The organism is Lacimicrobium alkaliphilum, assembly GCF_001466725.1.
GTDB lineage: Bacteria > Pseudomonadota > Gammaproteobacteria > Enterobacterales > Alteromonadaceae > Lacimicrobium > Lacimicrobium alkaliphilum_B.
This window is the reverse complement of the sequence record NZ_CP013650.1, coordinates 3,435,922-3,460,675: the sequence shown is the minus strand read 5'-3', so window position 1 is coordinate 3,460,675 and position 24,754 is coordinate 3,435,922. Positions and strand designations below refer to the sequence as shown.

Genomic DNA, 24,754 nt, shown 5'->3' with positions numbered 1-24,754 from the left:
TTCCAGTTCAACCAGAATAAAGGTGATGGAGATGACCAGCAAAACCGATGTGGAAGATGCCTCAAACGGGCAACCCAAAGACAGAATCAACCCTGTAGTATTTTATGGCTCCGCCATCGGCATCGCGTTTTTTGCGCTGTGGGCGATGTTTTTCACCGAAGCCGCAGGCAATATTATATATGCCGTATTAGGCTGGATATCAGATACCTTTGGCTGGTTCTACTTTCTTGCCATAGTGGCGTATCTGGTCTTTGTGATCTGGATAGGTTTATCCCGCTACGGCAGTATCAAACTGGGGCCGGCCCACTCCACGCCGGACTTTAATATTGTGACCTGGGCTGCCATGCTGTTTTCCGCCGGTATCGGTATTGATTTGCTGTTTTTCTGTATCGCCGAACCGGTAACACAGTTTCTGGCACCGCCGGTGGGTGAGGGGGGCACAGAGGCTGCCGCCCGCCATGCCATGGAGCTGACGTTCCTGCACTGGGGGCTGTCTGGCTGGGGTGTTTATACGCTGGTGGGCATGTCGCTGGCCTACTTCAGTTATCGTCACGGTTTACCACTGACCATTCGCTCTGCGCTGTATCCCATTTTCGGCAAACGCATTCATGGGCCTGTCGGCCATGCAGTGGATATCGCTGCGGTGTTGGGCACCATTTTCGGTATTGCCACCAGTCTGGGCATTGGCATTATTCAGCTTAATTTTGGTCTGAATTATATGTTTGGTATTCCAGAGTCTGTTGTCACTCAGGCATCCCTGGCGGTGGTGATTGTGATCTTCGCCACCATCTCCGCCCTGACCGGGGTGGATAAAGGCATCCGGCGCCTGTCTGAATTTAATATGTTGCTGGCGCTGTTGTTGATGCTGTTTGTGTTGTTCAGCGGCCAGACGGTGTTTTTACTTAACGCGCTGGTGATGAATATTGGTGATTACTTTTCCAAATTTATCAGCCTGTCGATGGATACCTATGCCTTTGATCCGCCTACTGACTGGCTGAATGCCTGGACGGTGTTTTTCTGGGCGTGGTGGATTGCCTGGGGGCCTTTTGTTGGCTTGTTCCTGGCCCGCATATCCCGTGGCCGCACAATCCGTGAGTTTGTAGCCGGTTCACTGATCCTGCCGCTGACTTTTATGATGGCCTGGATGTCAATTATGGGTAACAGTGCCATAGAACTGATTATGAGTGGTGGCGGAGTAGAGAACTTTGGTGAGCAGGCCATGAATAATCCGGGCTCGTCCATCTACCTGTTCATGCAGAGTCTGCCCTGGGTGGGCTTTACGACTGTGGTGGTCACCATTCTGGCTATCGTGTTTTTTGTGACTTCCGGTGACTCGGGCTCTTTGGTGCTCTCCAATCTGACCTCGGTACTGACCGATCCGAATCATGATGCCCCGGGCTGGATGCGCATATTATGGGCCTCGTTAATTGGTCTGTTGACCCTGGCGCTGTTGATGACAGACGGGCTAAGTGCCTTGCAGGGGACAGTGGTGATCATGGGGCTGCCCTTTGCCTTTGTGCTTCTGTTGATGATGGTGGGTCTGAGCAAAGCGCTGCGTGTGGAGGGCTTAAAAGAGGCCAGCTATCGTGGCAGCATGGCGGGCTTTTTGTCTGGCCGGACCGGCGAAGAAGCGTCGGGCAGCTGGCGTAAACGCCTGAGCAATGCCCTGAGCTTCCCCAGCCATAAAGAAGCGCAGCAGTTCTTAAAAGACGTGGCAAAACCGGCTATGGAGCAAATCCATAAGGAACTGGTGGATAAGGGGCTGCAGGTGGAAATTGAGCAGGGAACAGGTGATGAGGAATACCTGGCTCTGAATGTGGATAAAGGCACAGAGCAGGACTTTACCTATCAGATCTGGCCGCGCCGATGCCTGATGCCGGCCTTCTCAATACGGGCCGCGGGAGCAGGCAGCCATTATTATCGCCTTGAGGTTCATATTGGTGAAGGCGGTCAGGGCTATGACCTGGCGGGGTACAGCAAAGAGCAGGTGATCGCCGATATTCTTGATCAGTACGAACGGCACCTTTACTTCCTGCATACCCAGCGCGAGACAATGGGAACCGATACGCAGTTGCCTGATGATCCGGATAAAACAGAGCATGCCCATGGCTGAGTTTAAATTTGACCAGAGTGTGGACTACATCATAGTCGGGGCCGGCTCTGCCGGCTCGGTGCTGGCCAGTCGCCTTACTGAAGATGGTAAAGATCAGGTACTGGTACTGGAATTTGGTGGTAAGGATAATTCCATCTTTATTCAGATGCCCACCGCCTTTTCTATTCCCATGAATAAGCCAAAATATGACTGGCAGTTTTACACCGAGCCTGAGCCGGGGCTTAAAGGCCGAAAGCTGCACCAGGCCAGGGGCAAGGTGATCGGCGGCTCGTCGTCCATCAATGGGATGGCTTTTGTGCGCGGTTGTGCCGGAGACTATCAGCAGTGGCAGGACATGGGCGCCGAGGGCTGGGATTATCAGCATGTGCTGCCCTATTTTAAACGGGCAGAAGATTGCCTGTATGGCGCCGATGAATACCGCTCTGCTGGTGGCCCGGTAGGGGTATGCAATGGCAACAATATGCAGAATGAGCTTTACCGCGCCTTTATTGAGGCCGGTAAGCAGGCGGGCTACGGCGAGAGTAAGGATTATAATGGCTTTCGTCAGGAAGGCTTCAGCCGCATGGATATGAGCGTGCGCGACGGCGTGCGCTGCTCCACCGCCAATGCCTATCTTAAACCCGCCATGGCCCGGCCCAACTTACAGGTGCAGACCCATGCGCTGACTACCAGAGTGCTGATGCATGGCAAAAAGGCCGTAGGGGTGGAGTATCAGTACAAAGGCCGAACACTTCAGGTGCAGGCCAAAAAGGAAGTGATTTTATCTGCCAGTGCCTTTAATTCGCCGAAGCTGTTAATGCTCTCCGGCATCGGCCCTGCTGAACATCTTAAGGAGCATGGCATTGAGGTGGTGCACGATCTGCCCGGAGTGGGGCAGAACCTGCATGATCATCTGGAAGTCTGGGTGCAGCATCACTGCAAACAGAGAATCACCCTCAACGGCTGGCTTAATCCCTTTGGGCAGGCATGGATCGGTGCACGCTGGCTGTTGTTTAAATCCGGCCTTGGCGCCACCAACCATTTTGAATCCAATGGTTATATTCGCAGCAGAGCCGGGCTCGAATACCCGGATATTCAATATCACTTTTTACCCGGTGCCATCGCTTATGACGGCTCCAGCGCCGCCAAAGGGCACGGCTATCAGGTACATCTGGGGGCGAACAAGCCCATCAGCCGTGGCTGGGTCAGGCTGGCCAGTAACGACCCCGCCGCCGCGCCGAAGATATTCTTTAATTACCTCAGCGAAGAGGAAGATAAGCAGTGCTACCGCAGTGCACTGCGCCTGACCCGGGAAATCTTTGAACAACCCGCCTTCGACCCATACCGGGCCGGAGAACTCTCACCCGGCGATGATGTGCAAACTGATGATGAAATTGATGACTGGGTAGCAGAAACCGCCGCCTCGGCCTATCACCCCTGCGGCTCCTGCAAAATGGGCACCGATCCCATGGCCGTAGTGGACCCCGAGTGTCGGGTACATGGGGTGGAAAATCTGCGCGTAGTGGACTCGTCCATTATGCCCTTTGTCACCAATGGTAATATTAACGCACCCAGCATTATGATCGGCGAAAAAGGCGCAGACCATATTCTCGGCCTCAGCCTGCCACCGGCAGATGTGGAAGTGTTTTCACCGGCCGACTGGCAGACAAAACAGCGGGAGACTGAACGTAGCGGCTGACTCAAATAAACAGAATTCTTACTGAATCAGCTTACCATTTTGTATATGCCTGTGGTTTATATCGACCCGGCCAGACATATCCTTTTGATTGTAAATCATCACCATGGTCTGACCTGAATGCTTATAACGATCCCACTAAATATAATAGCTCACTTTTCACAGCAAGAATGCTTAAGCTGCGCCGTATAAAAATGATAAGCACTTGTCCCAAGGGGAGAAAACTGGGTAAAGTGTCCATATACAAGAACAGATGGTTTCGGACTTATACCGAATTCCATCTAATACACTGTTAAGTTTCTTTATAGAGATCGAGCATGGATGAAAAAGTTAAAGCATCATGGGAGCGAGCACTTCATCCTGAGACGCTTAAGACAAATATTATTACAGCCTCTATATTTTCGATGGCCTTCGAAATGCTCAAGAGCAGTATTATTGAAAAGATCGAAGGTTTTTTTACAAATGGATTTTATGAAAATGGGATGATTGTTAGCCCTGAATATAAAGAAAAGGTGCTTAGTCTAAATAGAAGCCCTCTCTATGCATCATTGAAATGGCTACAAGATATGGGCGCTATTGGTGATGAAGATTTAGAGAAATTCGAACATATCAAAAGGTGTCGCAACACCTTGTCTCACGAAATGCTTACGTTTGCCTCGTCAGGTGTAGATTTTGATGTCGCTGAAGCGTTTGAAGAAATGGTCGGTCTACTGAGAAAAATAGAAATTTGGTGGTTTGAAAACTTTGAAATGGCGATAGATCCAGAAGCTTACCCCGAAGATCTAGACTTAGAGCAGGTAGTCCCCGGCCCCGTATGGAGCCTTCAAATGCTGATTGACGTTGCGCTAGGGCCAGAGGAAGAGGCGCGAAAATATTATGATCACTTTGTCGCAAATGCAGACAAAACTTAACAAGGCAAGGCAAAATCGCCCTGCGGGCTGGACGCGCTAACGCGCGCCTGCTACGGGCGTTAGGTAACTTAGGAATATAATGAATCGACTAACCATAATTTTATTTGTTCTGGCTATTTCAGGTTGTAGCGCCGCATCTGACTATCGTAATGTTTCTGTAATCACTCAGTCGGATAATGGGGTTATCATGAGTTTGGCCGATGAGCTTCAGCGAGAACACATGGCGAGTACTTTTGATGGACTGGTTCTGGTTACTGAGGGTGATGCTGTTTTATTTAAGAGTGCATATGGTTACGCAGACAGAGAAGGCTCTGTGAAGAATAGTGCTGTCACTATTTTTGATATGGGGTCAATTGCGAAAACGTTTACTGCAGCTTCGGTGCTACAACTTGCCCAGGACGAAAGGTTGGAACTTTCAGATACGATAGGAGATTTTTATCCAACAGCACCTGATGATGTAAAGCCAATAACAATTATGCAGCTCTTGGGACATTCAAGTGGCTTGGATAACTTTCACAATGATTCTGACTTTGAGTTGATGGATAAAGTCGAGGCTGAAAGCAGAATCTTATCTATGCCGTTAATTGCTAAGCCGGGCGAGAAAATTGCGTATTCCAATGCTGGCTATACTCTATTGGCGGCTATTGTCGAGAAAGTGAGCGGGCAGCCTTTTCAGGATTACGTTCACGATAAATTATTGACCCCATTAAATATGAGCAACACCGGCTTCTATCAAGATCAACGAATAACAGTAAATAACATGGCTCGTGGTTACGGGGGCGATGACCAAGGCAGTACCACTTTTGAAAAGGGCTTAACCTGGGCGCTAGTTGGTGCTGGTGGTATGGTTATGTCAATTGATGATTTGGCTACCTGGTCTGTTGCACTTAAAAACGGAACAATATTCCCTGCTGGGGTGCCAAATTCAGTTTTTATTGAGGCGAACGAGCGATGGTTGTTAGGTAGTTTAGCTCAGGTCGAAATAAGTGGTGAGCCAATTGTTCAGATGGGTGGCAGTACTGACTATGGCTACACCGCTTTGATTCAGTTTGTTCCAAATCGTGATCTTCTGATAATTCTTTTACTGAACGCTCACGACAGCAAATATAAGAACGCGACGCACCACCGGCTAAGTAGGAATCATATATTACCTATACTGCTTGGCGAAGGTGCAGAGTTACCTAACAAGTGACTGTGGCCCCGTGTCAATAAGTTAAGCTACTTTTTCACACCATTTCTCCTCGTTCTTTAACAGCGTATTCAGGATAACAATAAGCTTTCGCATGCAGGCTATCAGTGCCACTTTGGGTAGCTTCCCGGCAGCTTTCAGGTGTTCGTAATAGCGCTTAAAAACCGGATTACACTGTATGGCTGACATCATGGCCATAAACATCACGGTTCTGACACGGTGGCGCCCGCCACGTATTCTGCGCTTGCCATTGTATGCGCCGCTCTCTTTGTTCATCGGCGCCACGCCTACCAATGCGGCAATCTCTTTACGGTTAAGCTCACCTAACTCTGGAAGCTCTGTGAGCAGGGTATAGGCCAGAACCTTGCCAACCCCGGGAACACTGGTCAGTATTTCCGTTTTTGTGCGCCAGGTTTTGGACTGACTGATAAGTTCATCCACCTGGCTGGTAACACTGTCTATCTGCTTTTGTATCGTTTTAAGCAGGCTGTTGATGGATTTGTGCAATGGCCTGGGCATGATTTGCAGCCGGTTCTTTTCCATTGTTGCCATTTCCAGAAGTTGGCTGCGACGAACCAGTAAGTCTTTGATTAAACGCACCTGTTGTTCAGGGATAGGTTTTATTTCAGGCTCAATCTTAACCGCGAACCGGGCGATGACCGAGGCATCAATCTTGTCGGTTTTAGCCAGTACGCCCAGCGCCTGGGCAAACCGTCTGACCTTGATGGGGTCGACTACCACAACAGGTAAATCTGCCTGGTCACGAGCAAACAAAAAGGCATGCTCATGACGACCTGTCGCTTCCGTGACAATCCGTTTAATGGGATAACCTTTAAGGATTTTTGACGACTTTGCTAATCGCCTCTTGCTGGTTAGGAATGCTGAAATGCAGCTCCAGGGGATGCAGATGGATATCCAGTTTCGACTTACCCACATCCACGCCCACGTTGACTTCGATTTGTTCTTTTTGATGGTTCATAATAAGCTGACTCTTGCTTGCTATACGAGCTCGAGGCCCCGTGAAATCCGAAATTGAAGCTAAATTTGCAACATACCCCGCTGAGGCTCAGAGACAACTTGAAGCCGTTCGCCGCCTGATTTTTCTGGTTGCAGAAGAAAACCACCTGGGTAATGTTGAGGAAACGCTTAAGTGGGGCGAGGCCAGCTACCTTGTGAAGGGCGGCACTACGATTCGAATGGACTGGAAAGCAAAAGATCCGAACGCCATAAAGGTGTGTTTCCATTGCCAGACCAGGTTAATCGAAACATTCAGGGAGATATACCAGGATGAATTTGAATATGAGGGTAAGCGAGCGATTGTTATCCCTCTGGATGCTACTTTAAAAGAAGATCCACTGGGCCATTGCCTGCAAATGGCGTTGACCTACCATAGCCTGAAGCATCGCCCTTTGCTTGGCGCCTGAGGTGATCAAAACGCCCAACAACTGTAGAGACAAAAGAAAAAAGCATGTTAAACAAATTTATTAAATTGACATTAGTTGGCTCACTGTTAATAAGTCATGGCATCTATGCCTCAGTTACTGACTTAAACAGAGTGAAAGATGGTCTTGTTGGAAAATACTACCCCTCTTCATCGGTTGAGCAACGGGTTGCTGTGTTGGTTCTGGGCGGGTCCGAGGGTGGGATACCTGAAAAGCTTGCAGAGCCTGTTGTTGAGGCAGGGTATCCAACGTTAGCTCTTGCCTATTTTAATGCCGACGGCTTACCTGAAGAATTAGAAAAGATTCCGCTGGAATATTTTACTCAGGCGAAGTCCTGGTTAAAAAATCAGAGCAATGTAAAACCAGATGAGTTAATTATCGTTGGCTGGTCTAAGGGGGCAGAGCTGGCGCTGTTGTTGGCGACAAAGGATGAGCAGATTTCAAGAGTGGTGGCTATTGCGCCAAGTTCTGTAGTTTGGGCCGGCATTTTAAAGGATTGGACGAAAGTGCCTTCATCAAGCTGGACAGAGAAAGGGCAAGCGTTAGCTCATGTTCCCTTTAAACCATCGGGGCAGGTAAACGGTTTGCGCGATCTGTACACTCAGTCATTAGCGAATCGGGTTGACGGCAATAAAGCAGATATTCCTGTTAACCATATAAGTGCTCAGGTGGTACTGATGACCGGGGGGAATGATGCAGTCTGGCCTGCACCTCAGATGGCAAATGAAATTTGTCAGAAAATGAACGAAAAACGAGAGAATCGGTGTGAGCATCTTCATTACAACGATTTGGATCACCTGTTAAATTATCAGTTTCTGGAAAAAGATACTGCCATGTATCGCACCTTTATCAATAAGCTCAAAGGTGGCTAGCATTTAAGCGCTACCGCTGAACACCGCGCAATCTGCTCCGGGTGTTTGGTATGTAATGAATAAAATGGGAAGGATGGAGTGGAATATTGTTCTGAATGCAATTGCGGAAAAATTAACGTTTCGGCGTCTTTTCCGCTTCCAATTGAGGAATACCAGGCTCGCGAGTGCGACTGTGACTTTTGCGTTGCGCACGGACTGGCTTATCTCTCAGATGTCCATGGCACAATATCGTTCTCTCCGCGAGAATTACTCAACGAAATTAAACAAGGTTCAGAGCAAGCCTCTTTTTGGCAATGTCGTCATTGCAAACAAATAATCGCTGTTACACATGCTAAGGGCACAGAAACAAGAGGGGCGATATCCAAAGCCCTGTTTACCGGCAGGTATTCTCTTAGGCCATCCATTACGGTTAGCCCTAAACAACTCTCTCCAACAGAAAAATCTGAACGCTGGCCGGCAGTATGGTCAAGAGTCATTTAACGCTGCCACAAATTGCAGATTCGCGCTGGCCGGGGCATAGTCAATCCAATGGTATACAATCTGATTCCCACATCGTGACGCAAAGTCCGCGCATAGATTACATACCGATGCCGATTAACGCTGACACCTTGAGACATGTTTAAAGAAAGCGCTATGTTGCAAAAAATAAAAACGCGTTACTGGAATCTCAGGGCAAAAGTACGGGCCAAATCATATCAGGGATTATTTAGCGTGATAAATTTCGCTGTATGGTGTCGTCATTTACCTGACTTGTTTGCTTCCCGGCGTTGTGGAACTCCTGAAATATCTGCCCGTTCTGCTTGTTGTATCGATGTTGACTCGGGAAAAGTCGTTGCACAAAAAAATCATCATTTCAGGTATGCCCCCGCGAGCATTGTAAAGCTTGCAACAGCACTGGTTTTAGTGAGCAGCGGAAAGTTACTTAAAGATGAATATGTCACCATCGAAGCATCAGATGTTGCCGAACCTGTAGGTTCAAGTATGAAACTAAAGCAAGGTGATATTGTCAGCTACCTGGATTTGCTCTATGGAATGTTGCTGGCATCCGGTAACGATGCGGCTAGAGCAACAGCCAGGGCCATAGGGCAGACGATGCTGCAAGATGAATCGGCAACCGGAGATCCCACAATTCGATTTGTAGCCGCCATGAATGAGCTTGCAGATTCGCTCGGGATGAAAAGCACCCGATTTTGTAATCCCAGTGGGCAGGACTTATGGCGCCAATACAGCACCGCATGCGATTTGGCGATATTGGCATCAGCCGCTTTTTCCAACCCGGTTATACAAGACGTCATATCAGTACGAGAACATATAGCAAAAATTCAAGGTGACAATGCGAGAGATGAAGCACTGCTTAGCACTCTTGATAATATTGATAGGACTCAAGTGGTTGGAGGAAAAACCGGCACAACCATAAACGCCAGAGCCTGTCTGGCTCTTTTGTTGAAACAGCGTTCTGGTGAGCGTGTTGTCATTGTGACTCTGGGCAGTGAGCTGGACTCAGTTACTGAAGGCGAACGACGCATTACAAGTTTAAGTCGCTATAAAGACATGGAAAAAATGATAGAGCATGTGCAAAGCCCGGGAACAGGTTTCAGGGGCTAGCTCGGTGTCTTTGCGCTTACCCGTTCCGGCCAGCGGTGCTTACCACAGTCCGGCCTCTGCGCCATACGCTGGCTGTTTTGCCAGATGACTCCTATGATCTGTTATTCAGATAACATGCTGCGCATCAGGTAGTCAGAACAGTGGACTGGCAGCGTGGCTGCCATCCCGCTCCTGCTGTTGGCGTTAAGCAACCGAATCAAACTAATTTAAGGAGTGAGTAATGCAAAAGAATCTATGCAAGTTTGTAGTGGCGGCGGCAATGTTGTTTTCAGTATCCGGCGTGGGTGCCGGTGAACAGGCCATCTCGGCTTCTCATGATGATAGCTCCCTTGAATGGGGAGCGTGTCCGGCGTTTTTTCCTGAAGGATGCCAGATTGCCGTGCTGCATGGCGATCCTTCAAAGCCAAACGCTGACATCTACTTTAAAATACCGGGCGGATATGAATTTCCTGCACACTGGCATACGTCAGCTGAGCGAATGGTGCTGGTCTCTGGTGAACTGGATGTTAAATATGAGGGGCAGGAAACCACCCATCTCAAAGAAGGTATGTACGCTTATGGTCCGGCAAAAGTCGTACACGATGGCAAGTGTGTCAGTAAAGAGCAGTGCGTAGTTGTGATCGCCTTTGAAGAGCCGGTGGATGCTCATGAACATAAATAGATATCACGCCATAAACAAAAGGCAAAAATACGCTGCCGATTCAGCCGCGCCCATCCAGGGCGCGGCCAAGCAGATAAAAATATTCAAAAAGGACGCTCTGTAGTGCCAGCAGGTGCTCATCTGCAGGGTAGAGCCCCATCTGAGCCTCCTGACTTTGTTTGGTACCTTGCACCAAAAAGGCATTCTTCAGCTGCTGATTCTGCACTATGGCCTCAAAGGCCCGGGCCGCAAGCTCCTGTGGCTGAGCGAAATAGAAACTGTTCATTTGCTTGTCAATGCTGACCGCCTGTTGAAGGTAGGTGTTGCCTTGTTCACCGTCATCGGTAAGAAACAATAGCTTAAACCACTTTGCCAGCCGCTGGTTTAGGGGGTGGTCGAGTAGTGGTGTTTTCTCCAGCCAGCTGGCTGAGGCAAAATCAGTGCGGCCCGCCTGCTTAAACACCCGCGGGCAGATATAGTGGTCAAAGGCATGAAACCATTCATGGGCAAGGGCGCCGCCGCCGGCATTCTTGGCCAGTGCCAGAGTACGTGTATTCGCCTCATAGTGGGCGCTGGCGTGTTTGCGGCCGCCGCTGCCAAAGGTCAGCGAGAGCTGGCCGTTTAAGGAAATCACCTGTTCGGGTACCGACAGAATAAGCATCAGATCGCAAAAGGCATCGAAGAAAAGATTGGCGGCAAGCTGTTGTTCGTCTTTGCTGACCCATTTACCCACGGTGACAGTGCGAAAGCCAAATACCCGGTTGATATCGGCAAAGCTGACATCTTCGCCCTCTCGGTGATCAGGACCATTGCGAAACCAGGGGCGATAAAGTCTTGGCTGCATCAGAAATTAAGGTGGCGGCCGCCATCCAGGGCGACAATGCGACCGGTGACAAAGTCAGAATCCAATAGCCAGTTGATGGTTTTCAGTACTTCCTGCTCTCCCGGCGCGATGCCTAATAAGGACTTTTGTAGTGCTTTTTGACGATAAGCCTCATCGTCTCCCTCGTTAAAACAAATCAGTGCCGGAGCGATGGCGTTCACCTTGACCTTTGGCGCCAGCTTGCGGGCAAAAGACAGGGTCAGGTTTTCCAGCGCGGCTTTGGATGCGGCATAGGCCATATGCCTGGCACTGCCGGTACTGGCTACATAGTCGGTCAGGTGAATAATATCGGCTTTTTCACCACTCAGCCGCTCGGCAAGTCGCTGATTGATCAGCATCGGGGCGCGGGCATGAATGGCCATCATCTGTTCGAAAATGTCAGCCTGGTTGTGGATGCTGTCGTGTTTCCAGTCGGACGCATTATGGATAATGGCGCGCAGTTGCGGGTAGCGCTGACGGATTGTATCAGTGAAGTTTTCGACCCCTTCAACTGTGGCAAAATCGGCCTGAATACAGTCAATGCCTTTTTCTGTCAGCGTATCGATAACCGGCCGCTGACGACGATAACTGATGACAACTTTGTAGTCCTGGCGATTGAGGGCCTTGGCACAATGCAGACCTACGCGCTGGGCAGCACCGGTGATTAAAATGACTTGCTGTGTATCAGACATTATCGGCCCTAAATAAAAAACCTACGTCAGACAAGCGGCTTTGGTTCACAGCTGCTGCATTTCCTCCAGTAACTGATCCACCCACTTGTCGATACGCTCATCACTGAGGTCGTACTGGTTTTCATCATCCAGTGACAGCCCCACAAAATGACTGCCATCTTCGGTCAGCGCCTTGGAAGCGGCAAAATCATAGCCCTGATTGGGCCAGTAGCCGATAATCTGACAGCCGAGCAAGACCAGCTCGTCATGCAGCATGCCCAGAGCATCCTGAAACCAGTCGGTATATCCAATCTGATCGCCAAGGCCGTAGAGGGCGACCACTTTGCCTTTCAGATCCAGCTCGCGGATATCGTCCCATTTTGATTCCCAGTCTTCCTGCAGTTCGCCGAAGTCCCAGGTTGAGATACCAAAAATCAGGATATCGTAGTGTTCCGCGTGCTTCAGGGGCACCTCCTGAATATTGTGCAGTTCTACCAGATCTGCGCCTAAGGCATCGCGAATTTTTTCACCGGCCATTTCTGTATAGCAGGTGCTGGAACCGTAAAAAAGACCGATTTTGGCGCTGGTGTCCGTCATCAAATAAGGTTGTTTGCTGAAATTTGCGCATATTGTGCTTGGATAACCCCATAAGATCCAGTTTTGAGCACATCTGTCAATTTGCTTCAGGCTGTCTCGGTGTCGGTGTTAGCATAGGTACCATGGTCGATATCTGAAAGACTCTCTTCGTGGCAGCGGCAAAAGAACACAACAACAGTAAATTCTTAAGTGAGAATCAGGCGCTGGTGGATGGCTTTATTGACACCATGTGGCTGGAGAAGGGCCTTAGCGAGAATACGCTGTCGGCCTACCGCAGTGACCTGAACCGCTTCTGTCATAGCTTGAGTGGGCAGGATATCAGTCTCGATACCTTCACCCTGCAGCAATTGCAGCATTATCTTGCCGATCGTTATGATCAGGGCTTGTCTGAACGCAGCACCGCAAGGTTTCTCTCCAGCCTGCGGGCGCTGGTCAAATACCAGATCACTCATGGAATACGTGAGGATGATCCGCTGGCATTGTTGCAAAACCCCAGACTGGGTAAGTTTCTGCCCAAAACGTTGAGTGAACATCAGGTTGAAGCCTTACTGGAGGCACCGGATACACAGGAGCCGATTCAACTGCGTGACAAAGCCATGCTGGAGGTGCTTTATGCCACAGGTTTACGGGTGTCAGAGCTAGTGGGCCTGCGATTAGGGCAACTGAGTACAGTACAGGGGGTGGTGCGTATTACCGGTAAAGGCAATAAAGAGCGCCTGGTGCCTTTGGGTGAGGAGGCCTTAAGCTGGATCCAGGAATATTTGCGCGCGGGCCGGGTGATGTTACTGAAACAGCAAAGCGATGTGTTGTTTCCCTCCAGCCGTGGCCGGCAAATGACCCGCCAGACCTTCTGGCATCGTATACGGCATTATGCCGTGCAGGCAGGGATCGAGCAGAACTTATCTCCGCATACTCTGCGTCATGCTTTTGCCACTCACTTACTCAACCATGGTGCAGACCTGCGGGTAGTGCAGATGCTGCTGGGGCACTCTGATCTTTCCACCACTCAGATTTATACCCATGTGGCCACACAAAGACTGCAGAACCTGATTGATGAGCATCATCCCAGAGGCTGATACCCTGTATCGGGCCGTTATGATCTGTTCAGGCGGCCTTGTGAGTGAATTTAACCGCTGTAAATCCTGAATAATGGTGGTTTATCCCGAACTGGTTGGTATACGAAGCGGCCAGCGTTTACAATGATCCGCTGTAATGATTTCCCGCGAAAGTGGGTCTGATAGTTAATCCCCCGTTGTTTTGGATATTTTATGATTAAAACTCTTTCAGTTATTGCCATTTCAGGCCTGTGTGCGGTGTTATCTTTTACAGCGCAGGCACAGCAGGATTATGCTGAGATACGCGCTAAGATCACCGACGGCGTCGGCCTGTCAGTTATCAGCGTCGAGCCTTCTCCGATACCCGGATTGCTGCAGGCCATGACCAGCAGAGGGCTGTTCTATATCAGTGAAGATGGCACTTACCTGGTGCACGGAAAAGTCTTTAATTTAGATAAAGGATTGCGGAATGAAACCGAAGAAGCGCTCTCTGCTGTGCGATTGCAGGGGATAGAGCGGTTTGCCGATTCTGTGATTGAATTCAAAGCGGACAATGAAAAGCATCAGGTTACGGTTTTCACCGATACCACCTGTGGCTATTGTCGCAAGTTGCATGCGCAAATGGACGACTATAATGCCCTGGGCATTACCGTGCGTTATCTGGCCTTTCCCCGCGGCGGCGTCAGCAGCGAGGGTTTCTCGGATCTGGTCTCTGTATGGTGTGCCGGCAATCCTCAGCAGGCCATGACCGATGCCAAAGACGGTAAAGATATCAGCAATAAGCGTTGTCAGAACAAGGTCAGTGAACACTACAGTTTCGGCCAGCAGGTAGGGGTACAGGGTACTCCGGCGATAGTTCTTGGTAACGGCAATATGATCCCGGGCTATCAGCCGCCAGCAGAGCTGATCAAGATTCTCGACGATATTAATTCCTGATGTAATTCGCCCTTCCCGGACCGCGAGGGGCCTATCTATTCTGTTCTTATGACAATAAAGCTTGCTGCCAGAACGCCAGGCCAATGGCGCGACAACCAGAGTACTTTGCATCCCAGGCTACGGCAGATCTACGCCAGCCGTGGCATTTGCAGTGAATCTGAACTCAAACGCCAGACCGCCAATCTCGCCCACTATCAGCAGTTAAAGGGCATCGATAGCGCCGTTTCACTCTTATCCCAGGCCTTACAAAATCAGACCCGAATCATGATTATCGGTGATTTCGATGCCGATGGGGCTACCAGTACAGCGCTCTGCGTGCTGGCATTAAAGGCAATGGGGTTTAGTCAGGTCGATTATCTTGTACCTAACAGATTTGATTTTGGTTATGGTCTGAGCCCTGAAATAGTGGATGTCGCCCATCAACAGGGTGCGCAGTTGTTGCTGACGGTGGACAACGGCATCGCCTGTTTACAAGGCGCTGAACGTGCCCGGGAACTGGGGATGCAGTTACTGATTACTGATCATCACTTGCCAGCCGAGCAGTTGCCTGATGCCGATGCTATCGTTAATCCCAATCTCTCTGACTGTGGCTTTCCCTCTAAGAATCTGGCTGGTGTGGGGGTGGCCTTTTATCTGATGCTGGCCCTGTGCCGGGAGTTGCAACAACAGGGCTGGTTTGAAAAGCAGGGTAGAAAAGCGCTCAATCCGGCTGATTTTCTGGATCTGGTGGCCCTGGGTACGGTGGCCGATGTGGTCAGACTGGACAGCAATAACCGCATTCTGGTGTATCAGGGGCTGCAACGCATACGCTGCGGTCGTTGCCGGCCTGGTATTGCCGCTATGCTTGAAGTGGCCGGACGTGAACCTGCGCGGATCCAGGCCAGTGATCTGGGTTTTGTGGTCGGCCCGCGCTTAAATGCGGCCGGGCGACTGGATGATATGGCCATGGGCATTGAATGCCTGCTGGCAGAGGATCAGGGCACAGCGCGACAAATGGCAGTACAACTGGATAGCCTTAATCGTGAACGGCGCGAAATCGAGGCCGGAATGCAGAGTGAGGCGCTGAAATCCCTTGAGCAGTTAAGTTTCAATGAACAACAACTGCCCTTTGGCCTGGTGCTTTATCAGCCCGACTGGCATCAGGGTGTGATTGGTATTCTTGCAGGCCGAATCAAGGAGCGTTATTTTCGCCCGACCATTGCCTTTGCCCATCAGGATGACGAGATACTCAAAGGCTCAGCCCGCTCTGTTCCGGGTTTGCATATTCGCGATTTATTAGAGGAAATTAACAGTCGCTACCCGGGCATTATCGACAAGTTTGGTGGTCATGCCATGGCCGCCGGACTCTCCCTTAAGGCCGACAAGCTCGGGGCCTTTGAAGAGGTGTTTCACCAGATTGCTGAAGAGTGGTTGCAGGGCCATCCGCTGGAAGGAGAGATTGTCAGCGACGGGCCTTTAACCAGTGCTGAGCTCAGTCTTGAATTTGCACAGCAACTTAAAGACGGTGGGCCCTGGGGGCAGGGTTTCGAAGAGCCATTGTTCGACGGTGAGTTTGAACTGGTGGATCAGCGCCTGGTGGGCAGTAAGCACCTGAAAATGATGGTACGTGAACCCGGTGGCAAGCTGATCGATGCCATCGCTTTTAATGTGGATTTAGCGCAATGGCCAAACTCACAAACGAGCAATGTGCAACTGGCTTACCGGCTGGATATTAACTATTTCCGCGGCAAAGTATCGCTGCAATTGATGGTGGAAGCACTGGCCGCCATCGACTGATGTCTTTATCACGAACCACACGAAAAAGAAATTTCACCACAGAGACACAGAGGCCACGGAGAAAGGCAATTCTATGTAGGGTCCAATTTATTGGACTAACTAATAATTTTTCAGTGTTAAGCTGTCAGTCGCCAGAAAAAGTGCGGTGATCAGCCGTCAATATGGTTTTTTGTTTTTGTGACTGAAAGCTGATGGCTGCAGACTGATAACTTATTTATTCCTCTGTGCCTTTGTGGTTACTTTCAAATTGACGGTTTTAGTGCATCAATCTTTCGTTGAAAAATGGCAGCGTGGTTTTTGTTCTGCAGTATTTTTACCATTTCATCTGTGGCCCGCATACCAAGCTGAACAACACCTGAGTAGGTTTCTGGCTGTTGATGATGCAGAATTTCAATAACAGAGTAAATATCTCTTAAGCAGCACTTATCCACTTCATCATTGTAAAGGCGGGAGAGGCGTTTAATGGACTGGGCCCCTGATACTTTGCCGACGCCGGATTCTGCGTCACGAATTTTCTGAACCTTTTCACGCAATATCAACGTACGTTCTTTTAGCTCTTGCATCAGACTAACAGCATGCTCAGCGAGAATGGGGTTAAATTCCGCCAGTTGCTGTTCGAAATCAGATAATGCTTGCGGTTCCAGTCCAAAAACATCGGCTTTACGGTATACTTGTCGGGCTTCTATAACCAGACGATGGCCTTCAAAGATAGTTTCAAGGTGTTGGGCGGGGTGTCTGATTACCTCAGAACTGATTAGTTCGCGGGCCTGATTCAGGTGCTTTTGTGCCTGTTGGTGCACTGAGGCCAGCCTGAGCTGTGACTCGGATTGTTCTGGTTGTTCCGCACAGCCACTTAACAGCAATAGGGTTAAGGTTATAAGTAACAGATGCACGTTGATACCGCTTCCCTGTGTTATTCCGGTCTGTCAGACTAGAGGGAGGCTGGGGTAAATGCAAGCCACAACAAGATTCAGGGTACAGGCATGGCAAAAAAAGACAAAACCAAGCAACTGCTGGAACAGCATCCGGATCTCACCCATTCGGAGCAGATGAAGGTGATATCTCACGTACAACGAGAAGACGATGAGTGGCTGGTTAATACCCTGATGCTGGAAGGCCATGACGTGCCTTTTCGCTTTAAACGCAAAAAGCGCTACCGCAGTTTACAGGGCGCTTTGGTGAATATTACTTATTACCCGGAAACAGAAATCGTTGCCGGTATGGAATTCGAATATATGAAAATCGTCAGGATCTGTCAGTCCTAGCCGGTATTACATAAACTGATAGACTATTGGCATGACTGATTTGCTGCGATCCAACCCTTGAGTAGCACTTTTCTTAACAGCTTTGTGCTGCATCGCCGTGCCTACCGGGAAACCAGTTTTCTGGTGGACGTGTTTACACAGGAGCAGGGCAAACAGCGCGTGGTGGCAAAGGGAGTGCGCAACAGTAAACAGGCCAGAAGCTCTCTGGTGCAGGCTTTTCTGCCGCTGCAGTTAAGTCTGGCCGGTCGTCACGATTTAAAAACTCTGCGCCAGATTGAGGCCAGTGGCCCGGCTTTTGCGCTGTATGGTCATCACCTTTATTCGGCCATGTATCTGAATGAATTATTGTTACGCCTGTTACCTGCTGATATCCCCTTTGATATTCTGTATCAGGCCTATGGGATGAGTTTACAGGGGCTGGCGGCGAAGGCAGATATCGAACCCATATTGCGTGAATATGAACTGTTGCTATTGCAGGAGCTTGGATATGCCGTTGCACTGAGCCATACAGGCGACAAGGGCGAACCTGTTCAGCCCGACGCGTTATATCAGTTTTCACCGCAACAGGGGCTGATAAAGCAGCGAGGTGGCTATGCACCGGGCCAGAGCTTCAGTGGCAGTGCGTTATTGGATATTGCCCAGGCAGAATGGCACAGCGAGTCCCTTAAAGCCGCAAAGCGTTTAACCCGTATCGCGTTAAAGCCCTTACTAGGTGATAAGCCACTGAAGAGCAGGGAATTATTTTTACAACCAGTTCAGGAGTCCAGTTGGTGAAAGATATTTTACTTGGCGTCAATATTGACCATATTGCTACTCTGCGTAATGCTCGCGGTACAGCATACCCCGATCCCGTGCACGCGGCAGAGATTGCTGAGCGGGCAGGAGCTGATGGCATCACCGTACATTTGCGTGAAGACCGCCGGCATATCAGGGATCGTGATGTGGAATTGCTGAGCCAGACACTACAAACCCGCATGAACCTGGAAATGGCGGTTACCGAAGAGATGCTCGCAATTGCCGAACGCATTAAGCCACAATTTTGTTGTCTGGTGCCGGAAAAGCGCGAGGAACTGACCACCGAAGGCGGCCTGGATGTGGCTGGCAGCAGCGACAGGATCAAGCAGGCCTGTGACAGACTGCAGACAGCGGGAATCGAGGTGTCTCTGTTTATCGATGCCGATGAAAACCAAATAGAAGCCAGTGCCGGTGCAGGGGCGACCTATGTCGAGATCCACACCGGTGCTTATGCTGATGCGCAAACAGAAGTTGCCCGCGAGCGGGAGCTGACCCGCATTGCCAACGGCGTGACCTATGCTCACAGCCTGGGGCTGAAAGTTAATGCCGGTCATGGCCTGCACTATCACAATGTGAAACCCATTGCTGCCTTGCCACAAATTATTGAACTGAATATCGGCCATGCGATTATCGGCCGGGCCGCCTTTGATGGACTGGCAAAAGCCGTGGCAGATATGAAACGCCTGATGCTGGAGGCGAGGCTGTGATGATGTTCACCACAGAGTCACAGAGATGTAGCCTGCAAGGAGCGAAGCGGATTGCGGGACAGGGTTCCCGGATTCCGCGGCACTTTATCCAGGCTACGATACTTTCGAAAATTTTTAACTCCACAGCATACAGAGTGATAAAACCTGCGGATGGACGCGCTTCTGTTCCTGAAGGCTTTACCTTTTTTAACCTCTGTGTCCTCCGTGCCTCTGTGGTGAATTAACAATGGCCATTATCGGAATCGGCACGGATATCGTCGAAATTGCCCGTATTGAACGCCAGTTGCAAAATTCTTCGCGTCTGGCCGAGCGGATACTGACAGAAGCAGAGCTGGCACAGTGGTCAGCTCACCAGTTTCCGGCCCGTTTTCTGGCTAAGCGCTTTGCCGCTAAAGAAGCCACAGTTAAAGCCTTCGGTACCGGTATTGGCAACGGTGTGAGTTTCCGGCAGATGGAGATTCGCCATTATGAAAGTGGCCAGCCTTACCTGCATCTTTCCGGTTATTTACAGCAACTGGCAGAGGAGTGGGCGTTAACCGCTACCTTTATCAGTATCGCCGATGAGCAGCATTACGCCATGGCCACTGTGATACTGGAAAAATAAAACCTGAACATCAGTTTGTACGGCGTATATATCTGTAATCAGAATCGAGATATGTTTATCCCCATAGTCGTGCAATAATGTATTGGATTATTAGCAAAAATATTACGCTAAAACTGAAACGATTCGCGCGTGTTTTTTATAAGTCAGGCTGTTTGGCAATCAATAAAAAAAGCCTGACGAGAAAGCGTCAGGCTATGCTGATTACCTCAATTGTCTCTAAGCCACGGTGTGTAGCCCATTGAATAGTTTGACCCACTGCCATACCTATTAAGGCTGCGCCCAATGGTGCAAATACAGATAAGCAGTCATCTTCGTTATTTCGTTGTTTTGGAGAAATAAGTTTCCTTGTAAGAATTTGTCCGGTTTCCGTAATTTTAAAGGTTACTCTTCTTCCTAGGCTAATGACATCAGCTGGAAGTGCATTAGGTGCAACAATATTAGCCCTGGCTAGCTCTGTTTCTAACGCATCCTGAAAATCCTTCGGCAGGCGCGAGTCCTCTATGCTATTTTCAATAATGGCTAAGTCAACGGTAGAAATTATGATGTTAGGTTTAATGCTCATTATGTATAGTCCTTAATGTAAGGGGCTCATAAGAGCCCCCTAAACATGTTAATTATCAGTATCTTTCTCTTTCTTTTTCTTCTTTATTCTTCGTTTCTCTTTTAGTGTAAGTTTTGCTTTCTTTTTATCTTTTTCTTTACTCATTGGATTCACCTTTATTGTTCAATGTCATGTGATTCAATCGATTGCGCAACACAGTTACTCCAAAATGGCACCCTCCTCTTACTAGGTGTATGGCAAGATTAAAAATAAATTTTCCCTTGGTTTACTGATACCACATCCCATTTCATTATGAGCCCGTTATATTGTATTTTCGCCGTCTCCCCGATTCGCAATCCTATTAGTGACAACCCCAAAGGAGTTAAAAAAGAGATGTAATTATTCAGGGGATCTGCATCAGAGGTATTGACCAATGTCAGACTGATCTGATTGCCTGATTCCTGGTCCCGGATCGTTACGCATGAGCCCAACCTTACGATACCGGACAGTCGTGACTTGCTCTGTTGGCTCTGCTCTAACCTCTCCAGTAAAAGACGGAGCTCTGTAGGATCCAGTAATAGTGTCTGATTCTTGTTCACAAGAATTTTTTCGGGATGTTCTCTTTTTTCTCTCAGAGACCTAAACATACGTAAAAGCACGGCATTGGCTCCAACCGAACTAATAAATAAAGAGTATTAAATTACTGAAAATAAGAAAGCGCCGAACGCAGGTGTTGCGCTCGGCTTAATTTGGAAAGGTAAGTGCGGTGCTCTGTAGTGCGTAATTCTTTGTGTTCATAGCTTGCTTATATTATCCCCGAAAAAAAATAAAGCAAGTACATAGATGATAAGTCTTTGTAGTGTGCTTTTGCACTTGGCTAATATTTAAAAAAAGTGGTTTGCTGGTTCATGGCAGTTTCGTTAATATCAGTATCGCCGATGAGCAGCATTACGCCATGGCCACTGTGATACTGGAAAAATAAGGGACTGGCAGATGGTGCAGTTATATGAATCCGCGCGAAAAAAACAGCCGCCACAAAAACCATTAACCCTGACAATTGACGAGTTAGATCACAGTGGCACAGGGGTATGTAGTACTCATCAACCTGTGGTCTTTGTAGAGGGTGCACTGCCCGGCGAAGAGGTCAGGGCCAGGGTATATGAGCGTAAAAAACGATTCTGGCGGGCGACCGTGGAGCAGGTACTCAAGCCCGGTGCGAAACGTATCGCGCCTTTCTGCCCACACTTTAGTCAATGTGGTGGTTGTCAGCATCAGCATATCGCTCAGTTACCTATGCTGGAATATAAGCAACAGGCCGTTGATCAACTGCTGAATAAAGTTGGCGGTGTGACAGCACTGAACTGGCAGGCACCGCTTAGCGGTTCAGATCAGGGGTATCGGCGCAAAGTCAGGCTGGCACTGGATGCCCGTACGGGCAAAGGCAAATCCTCCGTGCATCTGGGGTTTCGCGCCCAGGGCTCAGATAAAGTGGTGGATATCAGCGAATGTAAGGTGCTGACTCCGCCATTGCAGCAACTTTTGCCCGATTTACGCTCATTAATCAAAGGGCTGGGGTGTGTCAGGCATATCGGTCATATCAGCCTGCTGGATGCGGATAATCAGTTACAGTTGTGCCTGCGCCTGACCAGACCCTTTCCCGAAATGGATCGCCAGGCTCTGAAGGCCTTTTCGCAAGAGCATGGCTGTACTGTGCTGCTGCAAACCGAGGCACAGGAATTTGAACATCTGACCTCAGATCACCAATTCGCCAGTTATCGGCCTGTGGATGAGCTTAGCCTGGACTTCAGACCCACAGACTTTATTCAGGTGAATGGGTCTGTTAACCGGGCCATGATAGCGCAGGCGCTGAACTGGCTTGATATCAAACCCGGCGACAGGGTATTGGATCTGTTTTGCGGAGTAGGTAATTTTGCCCTGCCCATGGCCCATCAAGGTGCTGAGGTTACCGGCATTGAAGGTGTTCAGGTCATGGTCGAGCAGGCCCGTGCTAATGCACTTAAAAACAGCTTGCAGGCGGAATTTTTGCAGGCCGATCTGGGTGATGAAGATGCTTTGACGCAACTTACAACGCAGCTTGGGCAGATAGGCAAAGTCGTGCTGGACCCGGCTCGTACTGGTGCGGCAAATGTGATGCCCTGGCTGAGTCGGCTGAATCCGGCGCAAATCTTGTATGTCTCCTGCAATCCGGCCACCTTCGCCAGAGATATGGGGCAGCTGGTTGAGAGCGGCTGGCAGGTAGATAAAATAGGACTGATGGATATGTTCCCCAATACTGCCCATACTGAATTAATGGCGTTATTTTCAAGATAAATGAGATTAAATGGTTTCCATTCGTAAGGTGCATAAACAGACTGCAACGCCATTTCCGGACTGGCTGCGCTCGATGCAGTTACCTGCCGCAACAGCAGGTAAGCTGGGTGAGCTGGCACAAAAATTTGAAGTGTCACTGGCCGGGCGGGAGATGGTAGAGATTCTCCATGAACTGCATATGGATGATGAAACCTTACAAACTGCGCTGTTGCTGCCCATGCTCGAGCAGCAGGGCTGGGGTGAGGAAAAAATTACTGAGGTTCTCGGACCCTCTGTCTGGTTGCTGGTTCAGGGGGTGCGCCGTATGGATGCGATTCGTGCGCTGCACAATAACAAACAGGCTCGCACCGACGAAGTGCAAATTGACAACCTGCGGCGCATGTTACTGGCCATGGTGGAAGATGTGCGCGCGGTGGTGATCAAACTGGCCGAGCGTATCTGCACCTTAAGAGAAGTCAAAGATGCCGATGAAGAGACCCGGGTGCTGGTGGCTAAAGAATGCGCCGGTATCTATGCGCCTCTGGCAAACCGCTTAGGGATTGGCCAGCTTAAGTGGGAGCTTGAAGATCTCTCTTTTCGCTACCTGCATCCTAAGACCTACAAACAAATCGCCGGCTTGTTGGATGAAAGGCGTGAGGACCGCGAGCAGTATATTGAGGATTTTGTCACGAATCTGCAGGGCCAGCTCAATGAGCAGCAGATCCGGGCCGAAGTCTATGGCCGCCCTAAGCATATCTACAGCATCTGGAAGAAGATGCAGAAAAAGCATCTGGGTTTCGAGCAGCTGTTTGATATCCGCGCGGTACGCATAATCGCCGAACGCTTGCAGGATTGCTACGGAGCGCTGGGTATTGTACACGCCAACTGGAAACATATTCCACGGGAGTTCGATGACTATATCGCCACGCCTAAACCCAATGGTTATCAGTCTATTCATACTGTGGTGGTGGGGCCAGAGGGCAAGGCGGTGGAGATACAGATCCGTACCCAGCAGATGCATCAGGATGCCGAGCTGGGTGTGGCCGCACACTGGAAGTATAAAGAGGGCAGCCCGGGTGGGCGCAGCGGCTATGAAGATAAGATTAACTGGCTGCGTAAGATCCTGTTGTGGCAGGAAGAAATGGCCGAGTCCGGCGATCTGGTGGAAGAGCTGCGCAGCCAGGTTTTCGATGACAGGGTGTATGTGTTCACACCAAAAGGAGATGTGGTGGATCTGCCGCTGGGCTCAACACCACTGGATTTTGCTTATTACATACACAGCAATGTGGGTCACCGTTGTATCGGTGCCAAGGTATTCGGTCGTATTGTGCCTTTCACCTACCAGTTACAGACCGGCGATCAAGTTGAGATCTTAACCGGTAAACAGCTTAACCCGAGCCGAGACTGGATGAATCCGCAGTTGGGTTATGTGCACTCTAACCGCGCCCGGGCCAAGATCCACACCTGGTTTAAGAAGCAGGACAGGGATAAAAACCTGCAGGCCGGTAAAGAAACCCTGGAGAAGGAGCTGCAACGAAGCCATATTCCATTAAAAGAAGCGGCTCAGGCCTGTGAAAAGTTTAATCTTACCAGCCTTGATGATTTATACGCTGCCATTGGCGGTGGCGATGTACGCTTGTATCAGGTGGTGCATTATCTGCAACAACTGCACGCACCGCCACCTGAGCTGGACCCACGGATCAAAAAGCGCACTAAGAGCGCCGCAGCAGCTAAAGATGCGGTAGTGGTGGAAGGGGTAGGTAACCTTCTGAGCCAACTGGCTAAATGCTGCCAGCCACTGCCGGGGGATGCCATTCAGGGTTTTATTACTCAGGGCCGTGGTGTCAGTGTGCACCGTGAAGATTGTGAGCAATTACTGCATCTGATGGAAACCCATCCGGAGCGGGCCATAGAGGTACACTGGGCCAGTGAGCGCAGCGGCGCCTTTGAATCAGAGCTGGAAGTGCGCTGTGCCGACAGGGACGGTATTTTGCGGGATATCACCACCGTACTGGCTAACGATAAAGTTGGCTTGCTCGGTGTTAACAGCCTCAGCAATAACAAGGACCATACCGCCCGCATCAGTCTTAAGCTGGAAGTGCGGGATCTGAACAGCCTCTCAAAAGTGGTTAGCCGCTTAAAACAGGTTAACGGCGTTACCGAAGTGCGCCGCACGGAATATTAGGTT

Annotated in this window: 25 protein-coding genes; 17 read left to right on the top strand and 8 right to left on the bottom strand. The window is 49.7% G+C overall.

What is annotated here, in order from left to right:
- The first annotated feature begins 31 nt into the window (after positions 1 to 31).
- From betT to AT746_RS15655, 4 genes are all read left to right on the top strand, one after another.
- Positions 32 to 2,113 carry a choline BCCT transporter BetT gene (gene betT / locus AT746_RS15670; protein ID WP_062484307.1) on the top strand — a complete coding sequence of 694 codons (2,082 nt, stop codon included), beginning with the start codon at positions 32 to 34 and terminating at the stop codon, positions 2,111 to 2,113.
- The gene (gene betA, locus AT746_RS15665; protein WP_062484304.1) at positions 2,106 to 3,791 is read left to right on the top strand and encodes a choline dehydrogenase; all 1,686 of its coding nucleotides are present in this window, start codon (positions 2,106 to 2,108) and stop codon (positions 3,789 to 3,791) included. Before betT ends, betA begins: the two co-directional genes overlap by 8 nt.
- 314 nt (positions 3,792 to 4,105) lie before the next feature.
- Positions 4,106 to 4,699 carry a hypothetical protein gene (locus AT746_RS15660; RefSeq protein ID WP_062482106.1) on the top strand — a complete coding sequence of 198 codons (594 nt, stop codon included), beginning with the start codon at positions 4,106 to 4,108 and terminating at the stop codon, positions 4,697 to 4,699.
- A 79-nt stretch (positions 4,700 to 4,778) separates the two neighbouring features.
- A complete protein-coding gene (locus tag AT746_RS15655) occupies positions 4,779 to 5,891 on the top strand; it encodes a serine hydrolase domain-containing protein (RefSeq protein ID WP_062482102.1) in 1,113 nt (370 codons plus the stop codon).
- Positions 5,892 to 5,912: 21 nt separating this feature from the next.
- On the opposite strand, the gene AT746_RS15650 is transcribed toward AT746_RS15655, so the two are convergent.
- Together AT746_RS15650 and AT746_RS20100 are read right to left on the bottom strand one after the other, a co-directional pair.
- Positions 5,913 to 6,701 (bottom strand): IS110 family transposase, encoded by a 789-nt coding sequence (locus tag AT746_RS15650; RefSeq protein WP_231731088.1) that lies wholly within the window; start codon positions 6,699 to 6,701, stop codon positions 5,913 to 5,915.
- Positions 6,702 to 6,720: 19 nt separating this feature from the next.
- Positions 6,721 to 6,867: a hypothetical protein gene (locus tag AT746_RS20100; RefSeq protein WP_231731101.1), complete on the bottom strand. Its 147-nt coding sequence runs from the start codon at positions 6,865 to 6,867 to the stop codon at positions 6,721 to 6,723.
- Positions 6,868 to 6,907: 40 nt separating this feature from the next.
- Here AT746_RS20100 and AT746_RS15645 point away from each other — a divergent pair, with 40 nt between their 5' ends.
- The 4 genes from AT746_RS15645 to AT746_RS15625 all read left to right on the top strand — a co-directional run bounded on the left by AT746_RS15645 (position 6,908) and on the right by AT746_RS15625 (position 10,468).
- Complete coding sequence (locus AT746_RS15645) at positions 6,908 to 7,312, top strand: DUF1801 domain-containing protein (RefSeq protein ID WP_062484302.1); 405 nt, start codon at positions 6,908 to 6,910, stop codon at positions 7,310 to 7,312.
- 44 nt (positions 7,313 to 7,356) lie between these two features.
- Positions 7,357 to 8,202, top strand: a complete 846-nt coding sequence (locus AT746_RS15640) for an acyl-CoA thioester hydrolase/BAAT C-terminal domain-containing protein (protein WP_062482099.1) — start codon at positions 7,357 to 7,359, stop codon at positions 8,200 to 8,202.
- A gap of 633 nt (positions 8,203 to 8,835) precedes the next feature.
- On the top strand, positions 8,836 to 9,807 hold the full coding sequence (locus AT746_RS15630; protein ID WP_062482093.1) for a D-alanyl-D-alanine carboxypeptidase family protein: 972 nt from the start codon (positions 8,836 to 8,838) through the stop codon (positions 9,805 to 9,807).
- Positions 9,808 to 10,027: 220 nt separating this feature from the next.
- Positions 10,028 to 10,468, top strand: coding sequence for a cupin domain-containing protein (locus AT746_RS15625; protein WP_062482090.1), 441 nt, complete (start codon positions 10,028 to 10,030; stop codon positions 10,466 to 10,468).
- Between the two features lie 40 nt (positions 10,469 to 10,508).
- Here the strand turns inward: AT746_RS15625 and AT746_RS15620 are convergent, their stop codons facing one another.
- From AT746_RS15620 to fldB, 3 genes are read right to left on the bottom strand one after another with little or no spacing between them, the layout of a single operon-like run.
- Positions 10,509 to 11,291 carry a CLCA_X family protein gene (locus AT746_RS15620; RefSeq protein ID WP_062482087.1) on the bottom strand — a complete coding sequence of 261 codons (783 nt, stop codon included), beginning with the start codon at positions 11,289 to 11,291 and terminating at the stop codon, positions 10,509 to 10,511.
- Entirely contained in the window at positions 11,291 to 12,001 is a 711-nt protein-coding gene (gene folM / locus AT746_RS15615; RefSeq protein ID WP_062482084.1) for a dihydromonapterin reductase, read from the bottom strand. Before folM ends, AT746_RS15620 begins: the two co-directional genes overlap by 1 nt.
- A gap of 45 nt (positions 12,002 to 12,046) precedes the next feature.
- Positions 12,047 to 12,577 carry a flavodoxin FldB gene (gene fldB / locus AT746_RS15610; RefSeq protein ID WP_062482081.1) on the bottom strand — a complete coding sequence of 177 codons (531 nt, stop codon included), beginning with the start codon at positions 12,575 to 12,577 and terminating at the stop codon, positions 12,047 to 12,049.
- A gap of 227 nt (positions 12,578 to 12,804) precedes the next feature.
- On the opposite strand from fldB, the gene xerD reads away from it, so the two are divergent.
- The 3 genes from xerD to recJ all read left to right on the top strand — a co-directional run bounded on the left by xerD (position 12,805) and on the right by recJ (position 16,344).
- On the top strand, positions 12,805 to 13,653 hold the full coding sequence (gene xerD, locus AT746_RS15605) for a site-specific tyrosine recombinase XerD (protein WP_062484300.1): 849 nt from the start codon (positions 12,805 to 12,807) through the stop codon (positions 13,651 to 13,653).
- A 192-nt stretch (positions 13,654 to 13,845) separates the two neighbouring features.
- The gene (gene dsbC, locus AT746_RS15600) at positions 13,846 to 14,568 is read left to right on the top strand and encodes a bifunctional protein-disulfide isomerase/oxidoreductase DsbC (RefSeq protein WP_062482078.1); all 723 of its coding nucleotides are present in this window, start codon (positions 13,846 to 13,848) and stop codon (positions 14,566 to 14,568) included.
- A 48-nt stretch (positions 14,569 to 14,616) separates the two neighbouring features.
- Positions 14,617 to 16,344 carry a single-stranded-DNA-specific exonuclease RecJ gene (gene recJ / locus AT746_RS15595; protein WP_062482075.1) on the top strand — a complete coding sequence of 576 codons (1,728 nt, stop codon included), beginning with the start codon at positions 14,617 to 14,619 and terminating at the stop codon, positions 16,342 to 16,344.
- 242 nt (positions 16,345 to 16,586) lie between these two features.
- Here the strand turns inward: recJ and AT746_RS15590 are convergent, their stop codons facing one another.
- Positions 16,587 to 17,237 carry a hypothetical protein gene (locus AT746_RS15590; RefSeq protein WP_062482072.1) on the bottom strand — a complete coding sequence of 217 codons (651 nt, stop codon included), beginning with the start codon at positions 17,235 to 17,237 and terminating at the stop codon, positions 16,587 to 16,589.
- A gap of 90 nt (positions 17,238 to 17,327) precedes the next feature.
- Here AT746_RS15590 and AT746_RS15585 point away from each other — a divergent pair, with 90 nt between their 5' ends.
- From AT746_RS15585 to acpS, 4 genes are all read left to right on the top strand, one after another.
- A complete protein-coding gene (locus AT746_RS15585) occupies positions 17,328 to 17,609 on the top strand; it encodes a hypothetical protein (RefSeq protein WP_062482070.1) in 282 nt (93 codons plus the stop codon).
- A gap of 57 nt (positions 17,610 to 17,666) precedes the next feature.
- Complete coding sequence (gene recO, locus AT746_RS15580; RefSeq protein ID WP_062482067.1) at positions 17,667 to 18,383, top strand: DNA repair protein RecO; 717 nt, start codon at positions 17,667 to 17,669, stop codon at positions 18,381 to 18,383.
- A complete protein-coding gene (pdxJ, locus tag AT746_RS15575; protein ID WP_062484298.1) occupies positions 18,380 to 19,111 on the top strand; it encodes a pyridoxine 5'-phosphate synthase in 732 nt (243 codons plus the stop codon). The genes recO and pdxJ overlap by 4 nt, the downstream gene beginning before the upstream one ends.
- 226 nt (positions 19,112 to 19,337) lie before the next feature.
- Positions 19,338 to 19,715 carry a holo-ACP synthase gene (gene acpS / locus AT746_RS15565; protein ID WP_062482061.1) on the top strand — a complete coding sequence of 126 codons (378 nt, stop codon included), beginning with the start codon at positions 19,338 to 19,340 and terminating at the stop codon, positions 19,713 to 19,715.
- A gap of 187 nt (positions 19,716 to 19,902) precedes the next feature.
- On the opposite strand, the gene AT746_RS15560 is transcribed toward acpS, so the two are convergent.
- Together AT746_RS15560 and AT746_RS20300 are read right to left on the bottom strand one after the other, a co-directional pair.
- Positions 19,903 to 20,277 carry a GreA/GreB family elongation factor gene (locus AT746_RS15560; RefSeq protein ID WP_062482058.1) on the bottom strand — a complete coding sequence of 125 codons (375 nt, stop codon included), beginning with the start codon at positions 20,275 to 20,277 and terminating at the stop codon, positions 19,903 to 19,905.
- A 242-nt stretch (positions 20,278 to 20,519) separates the two neighbouring features.
- Entirely contained in the window at positions 20,520 to 20,903 is a 384-nt protein-coding gene (locus AT746_RS20300; protein ID WP_062482055.1) for a GreA/GreB family elongation factor, read from the bottom strand.
- Positions 20,904 to 21,249: 346 nt separating this feature from the next.
- On the opposite strand from AT746_RS20300, the gene rlmD reads away from it, so the two are divergent.
- Both rlmD and relA read left to right on the top strand, forming a co-directional pair.
- Entirely contained in the window at positions 21,250 to 22,587 is a 1,338-nt protein-coding gene (gene rlmD / locus AT746_RS15550) for a 23S rRNA (uracil(1939)-C(5))-methyltransferase RlmD (RefSeq protein WP_062482052.1), read from the top strand.
- A gap of 10 nt (positions 22,588 to 22,597) precedes the next feature.
- A complete protein-coding gene (gene relA / locus AT746_RS15545) occupies positions 22,598 to 24,751 on the top strand; it encodes a GTP diphosphokinase (protein ID WP_062482050.1) in 2,154 nt (717 codons plus the stop codon).
- Positions 24,752 to 24,754 lie beyond the last annotated feature (3 nt).